This window comes from Neobacillus drentensis (assembly GCF_036962765.1).
Taxonomy (GTDB): domain Bacteria; phylum Bacillota; class Bacilli; order Bacillales; family Cytobacillaceae; genus Neobacillus; species Neobacillus drentensis_C.
The window spans coordinates 46,336-63,200 of sequence record NZ_JBALOS010000032.1; the positions used below are offsets into that span (position 1 = coordinate 46,336).

The 16,865-nt window shown below is 37.5% G+C and carries 16 protein-coding genes and 1 riboswitch; of the genes, 13 read left to right on the forward strand and 3 right to left on the reverse strand.

Annotated features, from left to right (window positions below):
- Positions 1 to 29: 29 nt before the first annotated feature.
- The 4 genes from V7137_RS05550 to V7137_RS05565 all read left to right on the forward strand — a co-directional run bounded on the left by V7137_RS05550 (position 30) and on the right by V7137_RS05565 (position 5,212).
- Entirely contained in the window at positions 30 to 1,340 is a 1,311-nt protein-coding gene (locus tag V7137_RS05550; protein ID WP_335697136.1) for an MFS transporter, read from the forward strand.
- A gap of 42 nt (positions 1,341 to 1,382) precedes the next feature.
- The gene (locus V7137_RS05555) at positions 1,383 to 2,567 is read left to right on the forward strand and encodes an aminotransferase A (RefSeq protein WP_335697137.1); all 1,185 of its coding nucleotides are present in this window, start codon (positions 1,383 to 1,385) and stop codon (positions 2,565 to 2,567) included.
- Between the two features lie 202 nt (positions 2,568 to 2,769).
- Positions 2,770 to 3,423: a GntR family transcriptional regulator gene (locus V7137_RS05560; protein WP_335697138.1), complete on the forward strand. Its 654-nt coding sequence runs from the start codon at positions 2,770 to 2,772 to the stop codon at positions 3,421 to 3,423.
- Between the two features lie 145 nt (positions 3,424 to 3,568).
- Positions 3,569 to 5,212 carry a M20/M25/M40 family metallo-hydrolase gene (locus V7137_RS05565; protein WP_335697139.1) on the forward strand — a complete coding sequence of 548 codons (1,644 nt, stop codon included), beginning with the start codon at positions 3,569 to 3,571 and terminating at the stop codon, positions 5,210 to 5,212.
- Positions 5,213 to 5,850: 638 nt separating this feature from the next.
- Positions 5,851 to 5,932, forward strand: a riboswitch (cyclic di-GMP riboswitch).
- Between the two features lie 309 nt (positions 5,933 to 6,241).
- Here V7137_RS05565 and V7137_RS05570 read toward each other — a convergent pair.
- The 3 genes from V7137_RS05570 to V7137_RS05580 form a co-directional block, all read right to left on the reverse strand.
- Positions 6,242 to 7,102, reverse strand: coding sequence for a D-alanyl-D-alanine carboxypeptidase family protein (locus V7137_RS05570; protein WP_335697140.1), 861 nt, complete (start codon positions 7,100 to 7,102; stop codon positions 6,242 to 6,244).
- 596 nt (positions 7,103 to 7,698) lie between these two features.
- On the reverse strand, positions 7,699 to 8,739 hold the full coding sequence (locus tag V7137_RS05575; RefSeq protein WP_335697141.1) for a DUF1835 domain-containing protein: 1,041 nt from the start codon (positions 8,737 to 8,739) through the stop codon (positions 7,699 to 7,701).
- A gap of 104 nt (positions 8,740 to 8,843) precedes the next feature.
- Positions 8,844 to 9,680 (reverse strand): AraC family transcriptional regulator, encoded by an 837-nt coding sequence (locus tag V7137_RS05580; protein WP_335697142.1) that lies wholly within the window; start codon positions 9,678 to 9,680, stop codon positions 8,844 to 8,846.
- Positions 9,681 to 9,865: 185 nt separating this feature from the next.
- Between V7137_RS05580 and V7137_RS05585 the strand changes: the two genes are divergently transcribed.
- From V7137_RS05585 to V7137_RS05625, 9 genes are all read left to right on the forward strand, one after another.
- Complete coding sequence (locus V7137_RS05585) at positions 9,866 to 10,045, forward strand: hypothetical protein (RefSeq protein WP_335697143.1); 180 nt, start codon at positions 9,866 to 9,868, stop codon at positions 10,043 to 10,045.
- Between the two features lie 20 nt (positions 10,046 to 10,065).
- On the forward strand, positions 10,066 to 11,043 hold the full coding sequence (locus V7137_RS05590) for a carbohydrate kinase family protein (RefSeq protein ID WP_335697144.1): 978 nt from the start codon (positions 10,066 to 10,068) through the stop codon (positions 11,041 to 11,043).
- Positions 11,044 to 11,105: 62 nt separating this feature from the next.
- Positions 11,106 to 11,948 carry a sugar phosphate isomerase/epimerase family protein gene (locus V7137_RS05595; protein ID WP_335697145.1) on the forward strand — a complete coding sequence of 281 codons (843 nt, stop codon included), beginning with the start codon at positions 11,106 to 11,108 and terminating at the stop codon, positions 11,946 to 11,948.
- A gap of 516 nt (positions 11,949 to 12,464) precedes the next feature.
- A complete protein-coding gene (locus tag V7137_RS05600) occupies positions 12,465 to 12,935 on the forward strand; it encodes a PTS sugar transporter subunit IIA (protein ID WP_335697146.1) in 471 nt (156 codons plus the stop codon).
- Positions 12,936 to 12,965: 30 nt separating this feature from the next.
- Complete coding sequence (locus V7137_RS05605) at positions 12,966 to 14,036, forward strand: PTS fructose transporter subunit EIIC (protein ID WP_335697147.1); 1,071 nt, start codon at positions 12,966 to 12,968, stop codon at positions 14,034 to 14,036.
- Positions 14,037 to 14,089: 53 nt separating this feature from the next.
- Positions 14,090 to 14,413: a PTS fructose-like transporter subunit IIB gene (locus V7137_RS05610; RefSeq protein ID WP_335697149.1), complete on the forward strand. Its 324-nt coding sequence runs from the start codon at positions 14,090 to 14,092 to the stop codon at positions 14,411 to 14,413.
- A 99-nt stretch (positions 14,414 to 14,512) separates the two neighbouring features.
- A complete protein-coding gene (locus V7137_RS05615) occupies positions 14,513 to 14,776 on the forward strand; it encodes an HPr family phosphocarrier protein (protein WP_335697150.1) in 264 nt (87 codons plus the stop codon).
- A gap of 17 nt (positions 14,777 to 14,793) precedes the next feature.
- Complete coding sequence (locus V7137_RS05620; protein WP_335697151.1) at positions 14,794 to 15,570, forward strand: Cof-type HAD-IIB family hydrolase; 777 nt, start codon at positions 14,794 to 14,796, stop codon at positions 15,568 to 15,570.
- 278 nt (positions 15,571 to 15,848) lie between these two features.
- Complete coding sequence (locus V7137_RS05625; protein ID WP_335697152.1) at positions 15,849 to 16,679, forward strand: phytanoyl-CoA dioxygenase family protein; 831 nt, start codon at positions 15,849 to 15,851, stop codon at positions 16,677 to 16,679.
- The last annotated feature ends 186 nt before the right edge of the window (positions 16,680 to 16,865 follow it).

A 16,865-nucleotide genomic window follows, 5' to 3' on the forward strand; every position in this document is an offset into this window, starting at 1 on the left:
ACATTTATTTTAAAAAGGGAGAGGGTACGATGGGAAGAATGGAAGCTGAAAAACAAGTAGAAATGGTACAGGTAAAAGAAAAGAAAATCGGGTTACGTTGGGGACTTGCCTTTCTATTTTTTATCATTGGTTTCATCGCTTACATGGACCGATCAAATATTTCTATTGTAGCTGTACCAATGATGGAAGATTTAGGATTGAATAAAGTTCAATTTGGACTACTTTCTTCACTTTTTTACTTAGGGTATTGTTTTGCGCAAATTCCTGGCGGTATGCTGGCTGAAAAGTTTGGCGCAAGGAAGATCGTGACCATCGCAGTTGCATGGTGGTCCCTCTTTACTGCTTTAACAGCTGCTAGTGCCAATTATGTTGTCATGTGTATCGTACGATTTTTATTTGGAGCTGGTGAGGGCCCGATGTATCCGGGGAACGCTGTATTCAACTCGCACTGGTTTCAAAAGCATGAAAAAGGACGTGCGTCTAGTGCTTTGTTAGCTGGTTCCTTCTTGGGTCCGGTTATTGCACCTGGGATCTCAGTAGCTATTTTGGCAGCGTTTGGTTGGCATGGGGTATTTTATGTTTTTGGTCTTTTGGGCATCGTAGTTGCAGTGGCTTGGTATTTCTTCGGACGGGATAAGCCAGAACAGCATCCTTGGATTTCTGAAACAGAAAAAAGGCTCATTATTGAAAACCGCAGTTTTTCCGGTCTTCAAAAAAAATCAGCCCCTTGGAAGCAGTATTTGAAAAACTACCGATTCTGGCTGGTAGGGATTCAATATCTAGTTGTGATCTACATGAACACATTCTTTTTAACATGGCTGCCTACTTATTTGATGGAGGCAAGGAACTTTTCTCTAAAAGAAATGGGATTTGCTGCAAGCTTTCCATGGTTGGCAATCTGTCTCTCTGTTCTAATCGGAGGTGCTGTTTCCGATAAAATCCTACAAAGAACAAACTCGAGGATGATCGCACGTGGGGGTATGGCTGTATTCGGTTTTGTCGTTTTCATGGTAGGCTTGTATCTCTCTGCTTACTCTGTTAGTCCTACATCAAACGTTGTTTGGTTGACCATCACTCTTGGTGCACTAGGGTTACCTATTGTTGCTTCTTGGGCGATTGCGAACGATTTAGGTCAAGAATTCTCAGGTTCCGTCAGTGGCTGGATGAATACGTGGGGAGCCATTGGAGGGATCACATCTCCCATTATCTGCGGATGGTTTGCACAAGAAATGGGTTGGAACACCACTCTATTAATCAACATTATCCCTGTCATTATCGCAGCTTTGATATGGTTCTTTATTAAGCCTGATCGTCCTTTAGTTCCAGTGGAAAATAAATAGGAAAAGATGAAATGAGTGTAAAACTAAAAAAGGTGAGATCACATGGAAAATTTGAACAATAAAAGAGTGACGACGATTCAGGTTCCTAGTATCAGAAAATTTTCCAATATGGTTGCTGATTTTCCTGATGCTATTAATCTTACCCTAGGTCAGCCTGATTTTCGTACTCCCGAGCATATAAAGGAAGCTGGTATTTCAGCAATAAGACAGAATCAAACGGCCTATACGCATAATGCAGGGTTACTTAGCCTCAGACAAGCAGCTAGTGACTTTGTGCAGCTTAAATACGGTTTATCCTATGATGCCGAAAAGGAGATCATTGTAACCAACGGAGCAACAGAAGCGATTGATACAGCATTTCGCACGATTTTGCGTGAGGGAGACGAAGTCCTTTTACCAGCCCCAATTTATCCAGGATACGAACCGCTGATCAGATTGTGTGGGGCAGTTCCCGTCTATATTGATGTGACTCAAAATCAATTCAAGGTCAATGCCGAACTGATTGAAAGCAAAATAACCAAACGAACTCGCTGCCTTGTTCTTTGCTCTCCATCCAATCCGTTAGGAAGCGTGTTAGATCAAGAAGAGATTATTGGAATAGCAAGACTTCTGAGGGAAAAGAATATTTTTGTCGTTTCGGATGAAATATACAGTGAACTGACGTTTGATAAAAAACATTATTCCATTGCCTCTGTTCCAGGAATGAAGGAAAAAACGATCGTTATTAATGGTCTAGCTAAGTCTCATTCTATGACAGGGTGGAGAATTGGTTTTACGTTTGCTCCGGCCTTTTTATCTAAAGAGATGTTAAAGGTGCATCTTTATAATTCAGTCTGTGCTAGCACGATAAGCCAGCATGCAGCCGTTGAAGCTCTTACACATGGAATCAATGACGCGCATCAAATGGTCGATGAATATCGGAAAAGAAGAGATTATGTTTGCGAACGATTAACGAACATGGGATTAGATGTTGTTAAACCGGAAGGTGCCTTTTATGTTTTCCCTTCTATAAAAAGTACAAACATGAATTCATTCGATTTTGCGATGAACCTATTACAAGAAGCGAAAGTTGCGGTTGTGCCTGGTAACGGGTTTTCTGATTATGGAGAAGGTTTCATCAGGATTTCATATGCTGCTTCAATGGAAATGCTCAAAACAGCTTTAGATAGAATGGAACTTTTTATGAATTCTATTATGATCAAAAAGGCAGTGGGAAAACGTCAATAAGATGGTGTCTTGAACAAGAAAAGGATCTTTTTACAGTTTCACTCTCTTTGTTCAATAAATTTAATAGGAATTTCTTTTGCAGATATTTACAATCTTAACATCATGTTATAATCAAACTATATTGTCCTTTTAGTACAAAATATAGTTTGATTATACTTTTAAGTAATTTCTAAATTGGACTAAAGGTAAAGGGAAGATTATTATGCGAAAATTGAAATCTGCTGGTTCGTTATCTGATCAAGCGTATGATGTGATAAAAAATGCCATTATCAATAATGAAATAAAACCTTTGGAATATTTAACAGAAGAGCAATTAGCCGAAAAGCTGGGGATAAGCCGAACTCCGATCCGAACCGCCCTAAAAAAGCTCGTCTATGAAGGCCTGGTTGAAATGGAATCATCCAAACAAACAAGAGTTCGAATGATCTCTGTGGAGGAAGCGAGGGAGTACCAGGTTTTAAGAGAAACGTTGGAACCTCTAGCCGCTAAACTTGCCTGCTTAAACATGGATGAAGAGCAATTAGCATTTTTAAAAGATATTTGTCATCAACAGCGTGAAAGTATCGTTGAAAAAGATTTTAGCCAATTTATTAATTTGGACACCCAATTTCATATCTATCTCGCGGAGTTCACAAATAACCATAAATTAATAGAATTTATTAATTCTCTTCGCACTCAGATGCAAAGGTATCTCATTCTAACGAATACGCTACAAGCCAGTGCGTCAGAAGCTCTTCTTGAACATCTTCAAATCATTGATGCTCTTGAAAGGAAAAACCCAGAAGAAGCAGCTGAATGCATGGCCAATCATGTGAAAAATGTATCCAATAGATTTGGTCTTACACTAACAAAATAAAAAAACGTATGGGGTTAAGCGCTCTAGTAGGATTAGATGTTACTGGAGCTTCCTTCACTCCTATTTACTAATAAATATTTTTTTAAAAATGATTGTATACAAATACAAATACAATTACGATTTTAAAAGGGGATGACATAAGCAAATGATGGTAAAGGAAAGTAAATGGCAAACAAAAGAGCAATTATTGGACTCACTCTGTGAACTTGTTGAAATTCCAAGTGTGACACATAGTATCGGCGAAATCAAAGTGGCAGAATATGTTGAAAAAAAGCTTCGTGAGCTTCCATACTTTCAAACGAATAAAGAGTATTTAACTCTTCATACAACAGAGGACGATCGTAAATTTGTTACGGCTCTCGTAAAAAAAGGGACGAATGAAAAAAGAACCGTGATTCTTGTCAGTCATTTTGATGTAGTGGGAGTAGAGGATTATGGTGATTGGCAGGAATATGCTTTTCATCCGAAAAAATTAACAGAGTTATTTTATGAAAATAAGAATCATATGTCTAAAGAGGTTCAAAAGGACTTAGAAAATGGAAATTGGTTGTTCGGCAGGGGAACGATGGATATGAAGTGTGGTTTAGCCTTGCATATGTCCCTCATCGAAGAGGCATGTTCCGGATCATTTGATGGTAATTTATTGCTTTTAACAGTTTGTGATGAAGAAGTGAATTCTGTAGGGATGCGTAATGCGGCACCAATCCTATTGGAAATGGCGAAGCAGCACAATCTTGAATACAAAGCGTGTTTAAATTCAGAGCCAATGTTTGCTAGGTATCCAGGAGATGAGAATCAATATATCTATTCCGGTTCAATTGGTAAGATTTTACCTGGGTTTCTCTGCTACGGGAAGGAAACACATGTGGGTGAGCCTTTCTCAGGATTAAATGGGAATTATATGGCCTCGTTACTAACGAATGAGTTAGAGTTGAATACCGAATTTTGCGAAATGGTTGAAGGTGAGGTCACCCCTCCTCCAACAAATCTTATCCAGAAAGACTTAAAAAAAGAATACAATGTGCAAATACCTCATAGAGCCATTACCATGTTTAATCTGTTTATTATGGAGCGATCAATGAATGAAGTAGTTGAACACCTAAGGAAAAGTGCCGAAAAAGTTGCGCGAAGAATCGAACAAGGCTATGAAAAAAGAGCAGCCCATTTTTCGACACTAGAAAATTCTACACCACATGAAGTTTCTGTAAAGGTTTATCATTTTGATGAATTATTACGTTATGCAATCGAAACCTATGGACAAGAAAAGGTCGACAATATTCAAACGAATGTAATGAGAAGTAGAGGATTGAAGGACGATCGAGACCTGACCATTCACCTGGTTGATGAACTTTCTATCCTTTGTAGAGAGTTATCACCAATGATTGTCCTTTTCTTTGCTCCGCCTTATTACCCGGCGGTAAACTCTCGAAACCACCCGCGTATTAGACGTGTAGTGGATCATATCATTGGGTATGCCAAAAACACGTATAATATCGAGCTTAAAAAACAAAATTATTTTGCTGGTTTATCGGACTTAAGTTATGTAAGTTTAAATAAAACTGCTTCAAGCCTTGGAGACCTCACCTCTAACATGCCTCTTTGGGGTAAGGGGTATTGTGTTCCTTTAGATGTATTAGAGAGTCTAAACATTCCTGTACTTAACCTAGGTCCAGTTGGAAAGGATGCTCATAAATGGACGGAACGTTTAGATGTTGACAATGCTTTCGGAGCTTTAAGAGATATGCTTTCTATTACAGTTAATCAATTATTAGCCGAGGATCATGACTAAATTTTTTGAAGGGACCATGTGGACGGTTCTTGTGGCAAGCACTAACCTAATTAAACTATTAGAACCGTCCCTGTAGAACTCTTTTAGAAGAGGCATTAATGGAGACAACCGTCGACATTATTTTCAGACATTTGAAGGGATCAATTCAGGATTGATGAATGGTGAGACTGCTTTTAATCAAACGTTTGGATAGTTTCGAAAAGGCGCGGTGTAAGTAGAATAATGGAAGTTTGCGAGAAACCCACCTGAGTTTGTAGAAAGGTGGGTTATTTCCTGCGGAATTATTAAATACCTTTCGACATTCTTCGTGCTAACTTTACAGGGGAAATCCATTTATATCAGTACTTGCGGCAGTTTTAACCAAACGTTTGAATAGTATAGCCTATATGGTATTTAGTCGAAAGAGTGTCAGTTAGTAGATTAAAGGAAGAAAACCTTGGGCAAGTGAATCGATTTATTTGAAAAAGTGGTCGATTTGGTTTTTCATTATCTGCCCCCCAATAAGAGAGGGGGTGCAATCAGGAGTAGAAAAAGATATAGCAATCTTAAATCCTATTGAAGTTGTCGTTTTACGTCGAAATGTAAACCTTTTACATTTATTTGAATAATGCTACTATTTAGTTGGGTTTTTATGCTATATCTGATAAAGGCAAACCTATTGAAAAGTAGGGACGCAAAGTCACAGATCTAAGGTAAAGCAATGATGGCTGGACTGCCGGATTTAATCGTTCAAAAGGGAGTTGTTCAATTTGAATTTTAAATCCATCCTGTGTTTCTTTCGCAAGCGACATAAGTACAGTTATTACACCAGTAAATGTATCAGATGTGGAAAGCTGAGCAGCAATAACTATCATTGAACCTTGAGCCCTAGGGTTCTTTTTTTGTTCTAGAAAACAGGAAAAACCGTAGCCAATGGGTGGTTTGCACGCACCAGTGGCACACAATAGGGACCGGTCTTTTAGTTGCAAAATCTTCAATTATAAACCATGCGCAGCTGTGGTGTGGGGTTTTTATCTGCCACAAACAGGACTACTCCATTATATCGCCTTCGGAAATTGGTTTTGCTGTTTTCATTTGAGCAAATGAGTAGCTTGCCATGGTTTGAATATCGCTGTATTTTGACTTTTTATTGGTCTTCATGACAACGGAGATGACTTCTTTGTTTCCTTTTTTTAAATATTCTACTAGCGTATTCTGAGCAGCATTTGTAAACCCAGGTTTACCAGCAATGACGTTCGGCTGGCTCTGAATATTAATCAAATTTCTGATGTTTTTTTCCTGTCTACTTGTTTTAATATTAGTCGTTTGGGTAGACATAACCTCTAAAATGGAGGGATGTTTAATAGCTTCTTTTGTAATAAGAGCCATATCGTAAGGAGTTGTGAAATGGTTTGGATCATGAAGACCATTGGGTGTAACGAAATGGGTGTTCTTCAAGCCCCATTGTTTGACCTTCTGATTCATCAGTTCGGCGAATCCTTTTTCGCTGCCAGCCACGTTTTCCGCAATCGTAACAGCCACATCATTCGCACTTAACATTATTAAAGCTTTCATCGCGTCTTGTTTAGAAATCATTTCTCCTGTTGTAAGACCCAAACAGATACATTCTTGATTGGCGGCATTGGAGCTAACCGTTAACATTACGCCATCTTCGATTCGTTCTTCTAAAATAGTAGCCGTTAACACTTTCGTCATACTCGCAGGATACGCTTTTGCATGGGCTTTTTTGTTGTAAAGAATCTCGCCTGTCACGGCATCAATCGTGACTCCAAACTCACCCACAATTTGTGGTGCTTGAATCTCCGCCGTACTGACCTCCTTTGATAGCATTCCACTCGATATCAAAAGCACTAACAAAGTTGTTGTAACGATTTTCCCGATGTTTGACATGATGATGTACCCCCAGTTTGACGATCCATGATGCTTCCCACATTTATATAACTGATATTATTTGTTTTATTTTGTTCCATTTTTACCAGAATTAATTCCATTTTTTTGTAGTAATAGCCACCGCCTGATGGTGAACGGCAAGGTTTCCTTTCGCAGGATCCTCTACCGAGCAGGCAATCCTTTTCAACTATTGATAAATTATGTACGTCAAAAATAAGATTTGTTAATGCCCAAAAAAGACATTCAAACTAGAATGTCTTTTTTGCTAAAAGATTATTGCTTTTTTTGATTCGCTGATAAAGTGGCTGGATTCGCTGATAAAATTGCAGATTCGCTGATAACCTCCCGATATTCGCTGATATACTTACTAAATCCGCTGATAGATCAGATTAATTCTCTAAAAAGGTGTGATTTTACACCTTATTATGACTTTTTAGGAGATAGAAAGTGGTTAGGAACTCAAGATTACTGAGCACATCTTCACAATACATATTAATAGACTCATTTTAATTAAAATTAACACTTACTGTTCTGTTTAGTCTGTGGCATTTCCAGTAAACAATTGTTTTAGCTCTTATCCGTTTATTAAAATATCTTCAAGTCAATTTAATACAGTAGGATGACATTGTCTCTAAACTACCCTCATACTCAAAAGTACCGTTTTCTATTAATTTTCTAAGCCGGTATTCCAAAAAGTCATCACCAACATATTGCTCTATACGTCCGTAAACTTCACCGATTATTCGCAAAGCTGGGATAAATACTTTTTTCTTTCGCTTGCCCAATATTTTTTTGGCCGTTTTAATGATAAATTCATCAAAATATTCTTCTGAAACACTCGTTATTTCTCCATTTTTCCATAATCTCAAAATTCCCTCGTTTTCAGAAAGGCCTAACCACTGATTTTCAAGTTGATTTCGTTCCACCTCTGTTAAATATATTTGATTTTCCTGCGCATATTTGTAAATGGCATGTAAATCTTCTAAAGTAATCTCTCCAGAATAAAAGGGGGTATATTTCTTCGCTTTGGCCTTAAACAACTCACTATAAAGCTTGGTTATATTGAAGATGGTAATCGGGTTCGTTTTTTCCCTTATCAAGAACCATACAAAAAGAAGACCTGTCTGTTCATGTGCATTTTCCGAAACCCAGATGTTAATGGGTACTTCTTTAGGAATAGAGTTAATTTGATTTAAGGCAATTTGAATTTCTTCTATATATTGATCTAACTCTTCTTCGAGACCACGTAAGCTGTTTTTTATCCATTCATATCTTGTTTTTTGACCACTCTCATCATGTAATTTTATTATCGGACCAACGGCAAAATTATCATGAACCGCAATGATTGGCTCTTCATCATATATTCCCATCTCTTTTAAAATTGGCTTTAAATATTCGTATCCAAATGTGATATGTACTTTTTGATAATTCCCTTCACTAGTAAACGTTTTAATCGGGTCTTTTGGATATAAAATATGGTTGTATATTTCTTTCAAATGATTTGAAAACTCAACAGCTGAGGATTCTTTACATTTCAAAACACTTACACTTAAGAGAATATGATACAAATATGATCTTACTTCACGTTCAGGTAAGTCTTTGACTATTTTTTTTAACTCTTCGATAGGCAATTCCACTTTACTCCCTCGTTTCCTTAGTGAGGCCAGAGATCATGGGGACGGTTCTGGTGATCACGGTAACTTTATTAAACGCCACGGGAACTGTCCTCGTGGCGTTCAAGTTAAACACTTTTTTTCTTGAATTCTCGATATTTCCCCGGGGGGGTTCCTACAATTTTCTTAAAAAGATTTTGGAAGTGTGTTTCACTTTGGTATCCTACCTGGTAGGTAATTTCATTTATTGTTGAGTTTGAATTTAATAGAAGGTGTTTTGCCACCTCAATTCTGTATTGCATCAGGTATTGAAAGGGTGTTTGGCCCGTTAACTCTTTAAATATATGGGATAAGTAATAAGGACTAATATACGAAATCTTTGCCAGTTCTTGCAATGTAATATTTTGGTGGTAATTTTCCTGAATATAGTGTTTAGCTTCCACAATTATTTTGTGAGAGTTATGCTTTTTATTATTTGTTTTTCTTTTATAAATATTTCGTAAGATTAATCCTAAAAGTGCACCTGCCAAATTTCTTGCCACCCAGTATGATTCAAAATCCTTTGACTCCATCTCTTTAACTAATTCCTTAAATAACTCTTCAACTATAATAAAGTTCTCAATTGGAATAATTGGTGGAACATTTTTATTGATTAGATGTCCTTCAGGAAGACCCTCAATACTTAAGTTTGAAAAAGCTACATACAGCATTTTATGTGGTTTATCCATTTCTCCTTTTTCTTCATGCCATACTCCTTGGTTGTATATGACGATCGATTGAGGTTCCACCTTATAATTAGTGCCATCTATATTGTAGGTTCCATCTCCCTCGAGTATAAGTAATATTTCAACACAGTCGGGATGATTGTGCATGGGTTTAAAAAAACGCTCCCCTTTTTTTACGTGCTTTATTCCCGCGTAGTGAATAATTGGAGCTGTATTACTTTTAATGATTTGTTGACTCATTTAAAGTCATCTCCTTTATATAAATAACAATATGCAATAGTTTCATGACACGATAACTCATATTTTAACTATGTTTATATTATATAATTATTTTGAAAATAACAAAAATATATAATCTAAGTCATTTCATTCTTTTTTAAGCAGTGATATACCTAGCTTAAAATAAACGACTGGAGGTATGGGCTTTGGTAGTTGTATGCCAGCAGCATGTTGTCGATGTGCTTCAAATATTCGGTACCCCTCATGTGGCGAAAGTGAAAGATTACAAATGTATGTGTGTGATTTGTAAAAAGCAAGGAGAAGTGAAAATTTTCGATCCCTTTCTTTTCATTACCAGAGGAAAGAAATTGAAATATCTGAAATAAAAAGAAAGTGGTGACAGTAAGTGAAGAAAATCATCTCATTTGGAGAAGCTTTGATTGACTTTATTCCTACCGAGAATGGTCTTGGATTAACGAAGGTTGAGACGTTCAAAAGGAATCCAGGGGGTGCACCAGCTAATGTAGCAGTGGCTGTTGCAAAGCTTGGAGGAAATAGTTATTTTGCAGGCAAACTTGGTGATGATAGCTTTGGACATTTTTTAAGTGGTTGTTTACAAGATTATAAAGTCGATACGGAATATCTACTATTTACTAAAGAAGCCAAAACCGCCTTGGCTTTCGTTTCACTAAATGAATCTGGGGAAAGAGACTTCGAATTTTACGGATCACCTTCAGCAGACATGATATTTTCATCAGAAGAAGTGGATGAATCATGGTTTACAGGGAATGAGATATTTCATTTCTGCTCCAACTCCTTATCGTACCATGTTAGTCGCAAAGCAACTGAAAAAGGTATTGAATTAGCTAAACAAAAAGGTGCCTTAATCAGTTTTGATCCAAATATTCGCTTTCCTTTCTGGACCAGTAATGAGGACATACGATCGACTATTTTACCTTTATTACCTTTTGTGGATATTTTAAAAATAAGTGAGGAAGAATTAAGCTTCTTATTTGAAGAGAACAATGAAACAAAATCAGTAGAAAAACTTCTAAACCTGGGAATCTCATTCATTGTTGTCACGAAAGGAAGTTTAGGCTGCAGTTACTATACGAGTTCTATATCTAATGATATTTCCGCCCCTGAAGTAAAAACGATTGATACGACTGGTGCTGGAGATGCCTTTGTTGGAGGATTATTATATCAATTGTCATTACTCGGTATTCAAAAAGACAATATTCATGAATTTATAAGCGATAGGAAAACGTTGGATTACATCTTGCAATTTTCTAACGTATGTGGGGCGATTACGACTACGGCAAGAGGTGCAATGACAGCTTTGCCGTCGGTAGAGAGTATTAATGAATTTCTTCAACCTCAATAAATCTTTTAAGAGACAAAAAATATATTATTTTTCAGAGTAAAAATGGCATTGGAGGAATAAGAGTGAAATTAGGTGTTCAAGCAAATGCATGGCGTAATCAATGGAGTAGTGATCCTATATCTATTATTCATCACGTAAAAAAATTAGAATTTGATTTTATTGAAATTCCCCTTATGAATTTGAATGATTTAGATCTGTCAGCTCTAAAAGACACGCTGGAAAACATAGGATTAGAGGTTTGTACTTCAACCATATTATTGGATGATTCTGTGGATATAACCAGTAGTGATAAGGAAATAAGAAAAAGTGGAATCAATTATCTAAAAAGATGTATTGATGCTACTAATGAGATGGGAGCTACATTTTTTTCAGGGATTATCTATACGAAACAGTTTAACCGCACTAACCCATTTCTTGAAAAGGATTTATGGAAGTATTCCGCAGAGGGCTTACGTGAAATCGCCCAGTATGCGGAGCAGTTTGGCATTACCATCGGAATAGAGCCCATAAATAGATTTGAGACTTGCCTTATTAATACTTGTGAGCAAGCGCTGCATTTGAAAGAAATGGTTGGAGAATCCAATCTGAAAATTCACCTCGATACATTCCATATGCATATAGAGGAAAAAAATCTTTACGAGACGATCAAACAAGCAGGTAGTGACCTATTTCATTTGCATTTAAATGAAAATGACCTAGGGATTGCTGGTACAGGACAAGTAAACTGGGATGATCTTTTTAAGGCACTTAAAGAAATTAATTATGAAGGCTATGCATCGATTGAATCCGTAGTGGAGATTAAAGGTGATTATGTTTGGAGAGAGTTAGCTCCAACTAGTGAAGTGTTGGTTACACAAGGAAAGCAATTTTTTAGAGAGCTTATGGGGAAATACGAGTTAATATAGTTAATCTTTTTTTATAAAACTTTTTACTGGAAAGGAGTTATTCTGTATATGGATTTATGTATTACGTGCGGAACTGAGTTGTCAAAAGCGGAGAGAAATAGATGTGAATGTTGGGATTGCAGGGATATAGCAAATGAATCTTATGACGAAGAGTGAATTCTCTATTTAGTTTTCACTATTTTCATATTGTTAATATAACAATATCTAATAGGTTAATAGCAATAAAATACATTAAATTCTCTATGTTTTATAGTTATGATAATTATCAGAAAAGATAGAAAAAGACGAAATATACGTGAAACATTAAATTAACATGGATGTGCTGAATAAAGAGAAAAGAGGTGATATTAATATAGCGCAAATTTATGTAAGCGTTTTACCTTGTAGTACTAGTTTCGGAGCTTATTGGCCGATCCTTTTAATTAGTTATTCTTCATCTGAAGTGAATCAATGTTAGCTATCTAACGGACTTATTAATGATACATGATCCAATTAAATACGATCCCGGAGGTTATTATGACACAGTTAGTTAGAACGGAATTGATCGACTTAAATCTTAAGGCTAGAGAACGAAAAAATGCAATCATTGAGTTAACTCAACGTTTAGAACAGGAAGGTTACTTATTTTCAACGGATGGATTTCTGCAAGATGTATTTGAAAGAGAGGAAATCGGAAATACTGCGGTAGGATTTGGGGTAGCGATTCCCCATGGGAAATCGGCGGAAGTTAAGGAGACGGCGATCGTCTATGGCCGTTCAGAGTCGGGAATAGATTGGGAATCTTTTGATGGAGAGCCTGTCCATTCTGTTTTCTTACTTGCTGTTCCAGAGGAGAAAGCATCCAATGAACATCTTAGGATTTTGGCGATGTTGTCCAGAGCTTTAATAAATGAAGATTTCCGCCAGCAGCTGTTGGAAGCTACAACAGGCGAGGCGATTTCTGAATTATTGGACGAGGTAACTCAACCAAAAGTGATGGAATCGTAATGATAAGAAATAGGCGGGAGGGGGATTTTGATGAGTGAATTTGTTGATTTAATGAAACGCACACGGGAACATTTGATGAGCGGTGTTTCCTATATGATTCCTTTTGTTGTGGCCGGCGGTATCCTTTTGGCTCTTTCTGTACTACTTTCCGGACAGCCTGCTGCACCGGATTCCTATATCCTCGGTGGAATATTCAAAATTGGGGCTGCCGGTTTTACCCTGTTGATCCCGATTTTAGCAGGATTTATCGCCTTTTCAATGGCCGACCGTCCAGGTATTGCCCCGGGAGCCATTGGTGGATTAATTGCTAGTCAAGTTGGAGCTGGATTTCTTGGCGGTCTTATTGCTGGACTTGTTGCGGGTATTGTCGTTTTCTATCTAAAGAAAATACCTGTTCCTACAACAGTTAGGTCTGTTATGCCGATTTTTGTTATTCCGATTACTGGAACATTAATTGTCGGCGGACTTATGTTATTTGTGATTGGTTCACCAATAGCCACCGTAATGACCCTATTCACTGACTGGCTGACTGCGATGAGCGGTGGTAGCAAAATTTTCCTAGGCATCATTCTTGGGATAATGATTGCATTTGATATGGGGGGCCCTATCAACAAAGTAGCTTTCACGTTTGCCGTAGGTCTTGTAGGTTCTGGTGTTTATAACGTGATGGGGGCAGTCGGTGTTGCAATTATGGTTCCTCCCGTGGGAATGGGATTGGCTACCCTTGTAGCGCCCAAAAAGTACACGTATGAAGAGCGTGAAAACGGCAGGGCTGCCTTGTTAATGGGGACGATTGGAATTACGGAAGGTGCTATTCCGTTTGCGGCCATGGACCCGCTGCGAGTGATTCCTTCCTTAATGACGGGCTCAGCGGCTGGTGCGGTTACGGCGATGCTCCTGGGTGTTGGTAACCATGCCCCATGGGGCGGCTGGATCGTCTTGCCTGTTGTTGATAATATTATTGGCTATGTCATTGCTACCCTGGTGGGTGTGGTTATTACCGCTGTGATGGTTAACGCTCTGAAAAAACAGGTGGTTGAAAAAGTCGAGAAAGTAGAAACAGAAGATGATGACTTCTTAGCAATGGAAATCGAAATGTAAAAGCAGCTCGATCGAAAAAAAATATTCATTACATCATTTGAGGGGGAAATAATATGAAAATTCTTGGTGTTACTGCATGTCCTTCAGGGGTAGCTCACACGTATATGGCAGCGGAAGCCTTAGCAAAGGCAGCTAAAAAAAGAGGGCACACGATTAAAGTTGAAACTCAGGGCTCCATTGGCGTAGAGAATACGATTAGGGCTGAAGAAGTGGTGGATGCCGATATTATTATTTTGACGAAGGATATGGCCATTAAAAACAAGGAACGCTTTGCTGGAAAGCCGATCATTAACGTAGGTGTGAGTGATGTTGTTCGTAAAGCCGATATTATTGTTGCAAAGGCTGAAGAAGTCATTGCCCAAAGGGTACAAAAATAAAGGAAATGATAGAAAAGGGAAATAAGGTTGTCATTTATCCTTGTTTCCCTTTTTGTATGAGTTTTTTATTCAAAAATAAAATTCGAGGAGGATTTTGAAATGATTGAAAGACAATATACGATAACCAATGAACAAGGACTCCATGCACGGCCTGCGAGTTTGCTGGTGCAAATGGCCAGCCAAAGCAAATCCGCAGTGATGTTGGTGAAAGATCAGAAAGAATTTAACGCCAAAAGTATTCTTGGCCTTATGAGCGTTGGTGCACAAAAAGGGGCACAGATTACGATTAAGATTGATGGTCCGGATGAGGCAGAGACAGATTCTAAGATTGAAGCTTTATTTAATAGTAATTTTGGAGAATAGACTGGAGGTATCTTGTTTTGAAAGGGAAAATTGTCTTTTTTGATATAGATGGAACACTTCTGACTGAAGAAAAGGTCATACCGGAATCTACTAAAAGGGCTGTTCGCATGCTTCAGGAAAGAGGGATTTATACCGCCATTGCTACTGGACGGTCTCCACAAATGTTTGAATGGCTTCTTGAGGAACTCAATATCCATTCCTATGTTTCCATTAATGGCCAGTATGTCGTGTTTGAGGGGCAAGAGATCTACTCGAATCCGATGGACCTACAACTACTTAATGATTTAACCAATATGGTAGAAAGTAATGGTCATGCGATTGCCTACTGTCACGATCATCATATTACAGTCAACGAGGGTAATAATTCATTAGTATTATCTAGTTATAACACTTTAAAAATAAATTATCCTCCTGTTAATCGAGAGCTTTATAAACAATCGCCTGTTTTTCAAGGTCATCTTTTCTGCCATTCTCAAGAGGAGGATATGTATATTAAACGTTTTCCTGAATGCAGTTTTATTAGATGGCATGACCATGCGATTGATATCCTTCCGAAGGGCTGTTCTAAAGCAATCGGCATAGGTAAGCTGCTTGATGTAATCGGCATATCAAATGAGAACTGTTATGCTTTCGGAGATGGGTTAAATGACCTGGAAATGCTGTCTTCTGTCGGAATAGGCATTGCGATGGGGAATGCCGTTCCTGAAGCAAAGGCTGCAGCTGATCTCATTACAACTTCTTGTTATGAGGATGGAATATTTAATGGGTTAAAGGAATTGGGAATGCTCGCTTAGGACTATTAACTGAGGAAACCTCAATATTTTTTAAAAGAGCCTTTGGATGAATCAAAAGATCGTCATGTAGCGGTTTTCTGATTCATCTCTTTTTTGCTCTTTTTATAAAATTAAATCTTGTTCTCTAGTGGGAATCCCAATATTGTTGAATTGCTAATAATAACAATATCCAATAGTTTAATAACAATAAAATACATTTAATCCAAGACTTTTTAGAGGTATCATAATAATCAGATAAGCAAGATAACAATAATTAATATTACGAGGAGGAAATGAAAATGAATGTTCAAGAAAAAATTAAGTCCTTTACGGAAGCGCTTACGATTTTTGGAGTAAATGAAAATACTCTGACTGAACAAGAAAAAAAGGATTTAGATGAGAAAGGCTTTGTGATCTTTGAAAATTTAATTGATGAGAAATGGTTAAATGAATTAAGAGAAAAGTACAACGATCTAGTTGAAATTGAAGGGGCTGAAGCAGGTACAGAAGTTCATCAAGAGGCAGGTACTCACCGATTATCAAACTTGATGAATAAAGGCGAAGTTTTCGATGGTTGTTACACACATCCGAAAGTTTTGGCCTCCATCTATCATATTATTAAGAGAGAGTTTAAAGTATCAGCTATGAATGGACGCGATGCTGTGAAAGGTCATGGTTTACAGGCCTTACATGAAGATTGGAATGACTCCTTCTTTGAAGAAGGTGTAATGGAAAAGGATGGAGATTACAGAAATCCAGCCGATCCTTTCAATGTCGCTATTTCATTATGGATGCTAGATGACTTCAAAGAAGATAATGGTGCGACAAGAGTGGTTCCGGGTACTCATTTGAAAAAGGCCCCTCAATTTTATCTTAAAGATCGTCTAGCGGATCATCCTGAGCAAGTATTGGTAACTGGTAAAGCGGGAACAGTAGCGGTGATGAATAGTCATTTATGGCATGGGGGTACAAATAATCTAACTGGAGAATCCAGAAGGGTATTACATCCTTATTATGTAGCAAGAGAATTTAAACAACAACAAGATCAACGGAAATATATCACAAAAGAAACCTATGATAGAATTTCTCCTGCAGCAAGATACTTACTAGATGTAGAAGGAGCATTTTAATAGAGATTAAAAACCTTAACCTAATTCCATGGTTAAGGTTTTTTGATGCCATGGGGACGGTTCTGGTGGCATTTTAAATGGTTACTGGAAACTAGGTGGAATAAGCTTTATCAGAAATTAAGCTACTAAGTTATTACTTAATCATTTGAACTTACAATAGAGAGTCATTATGACATATTTTAAGAG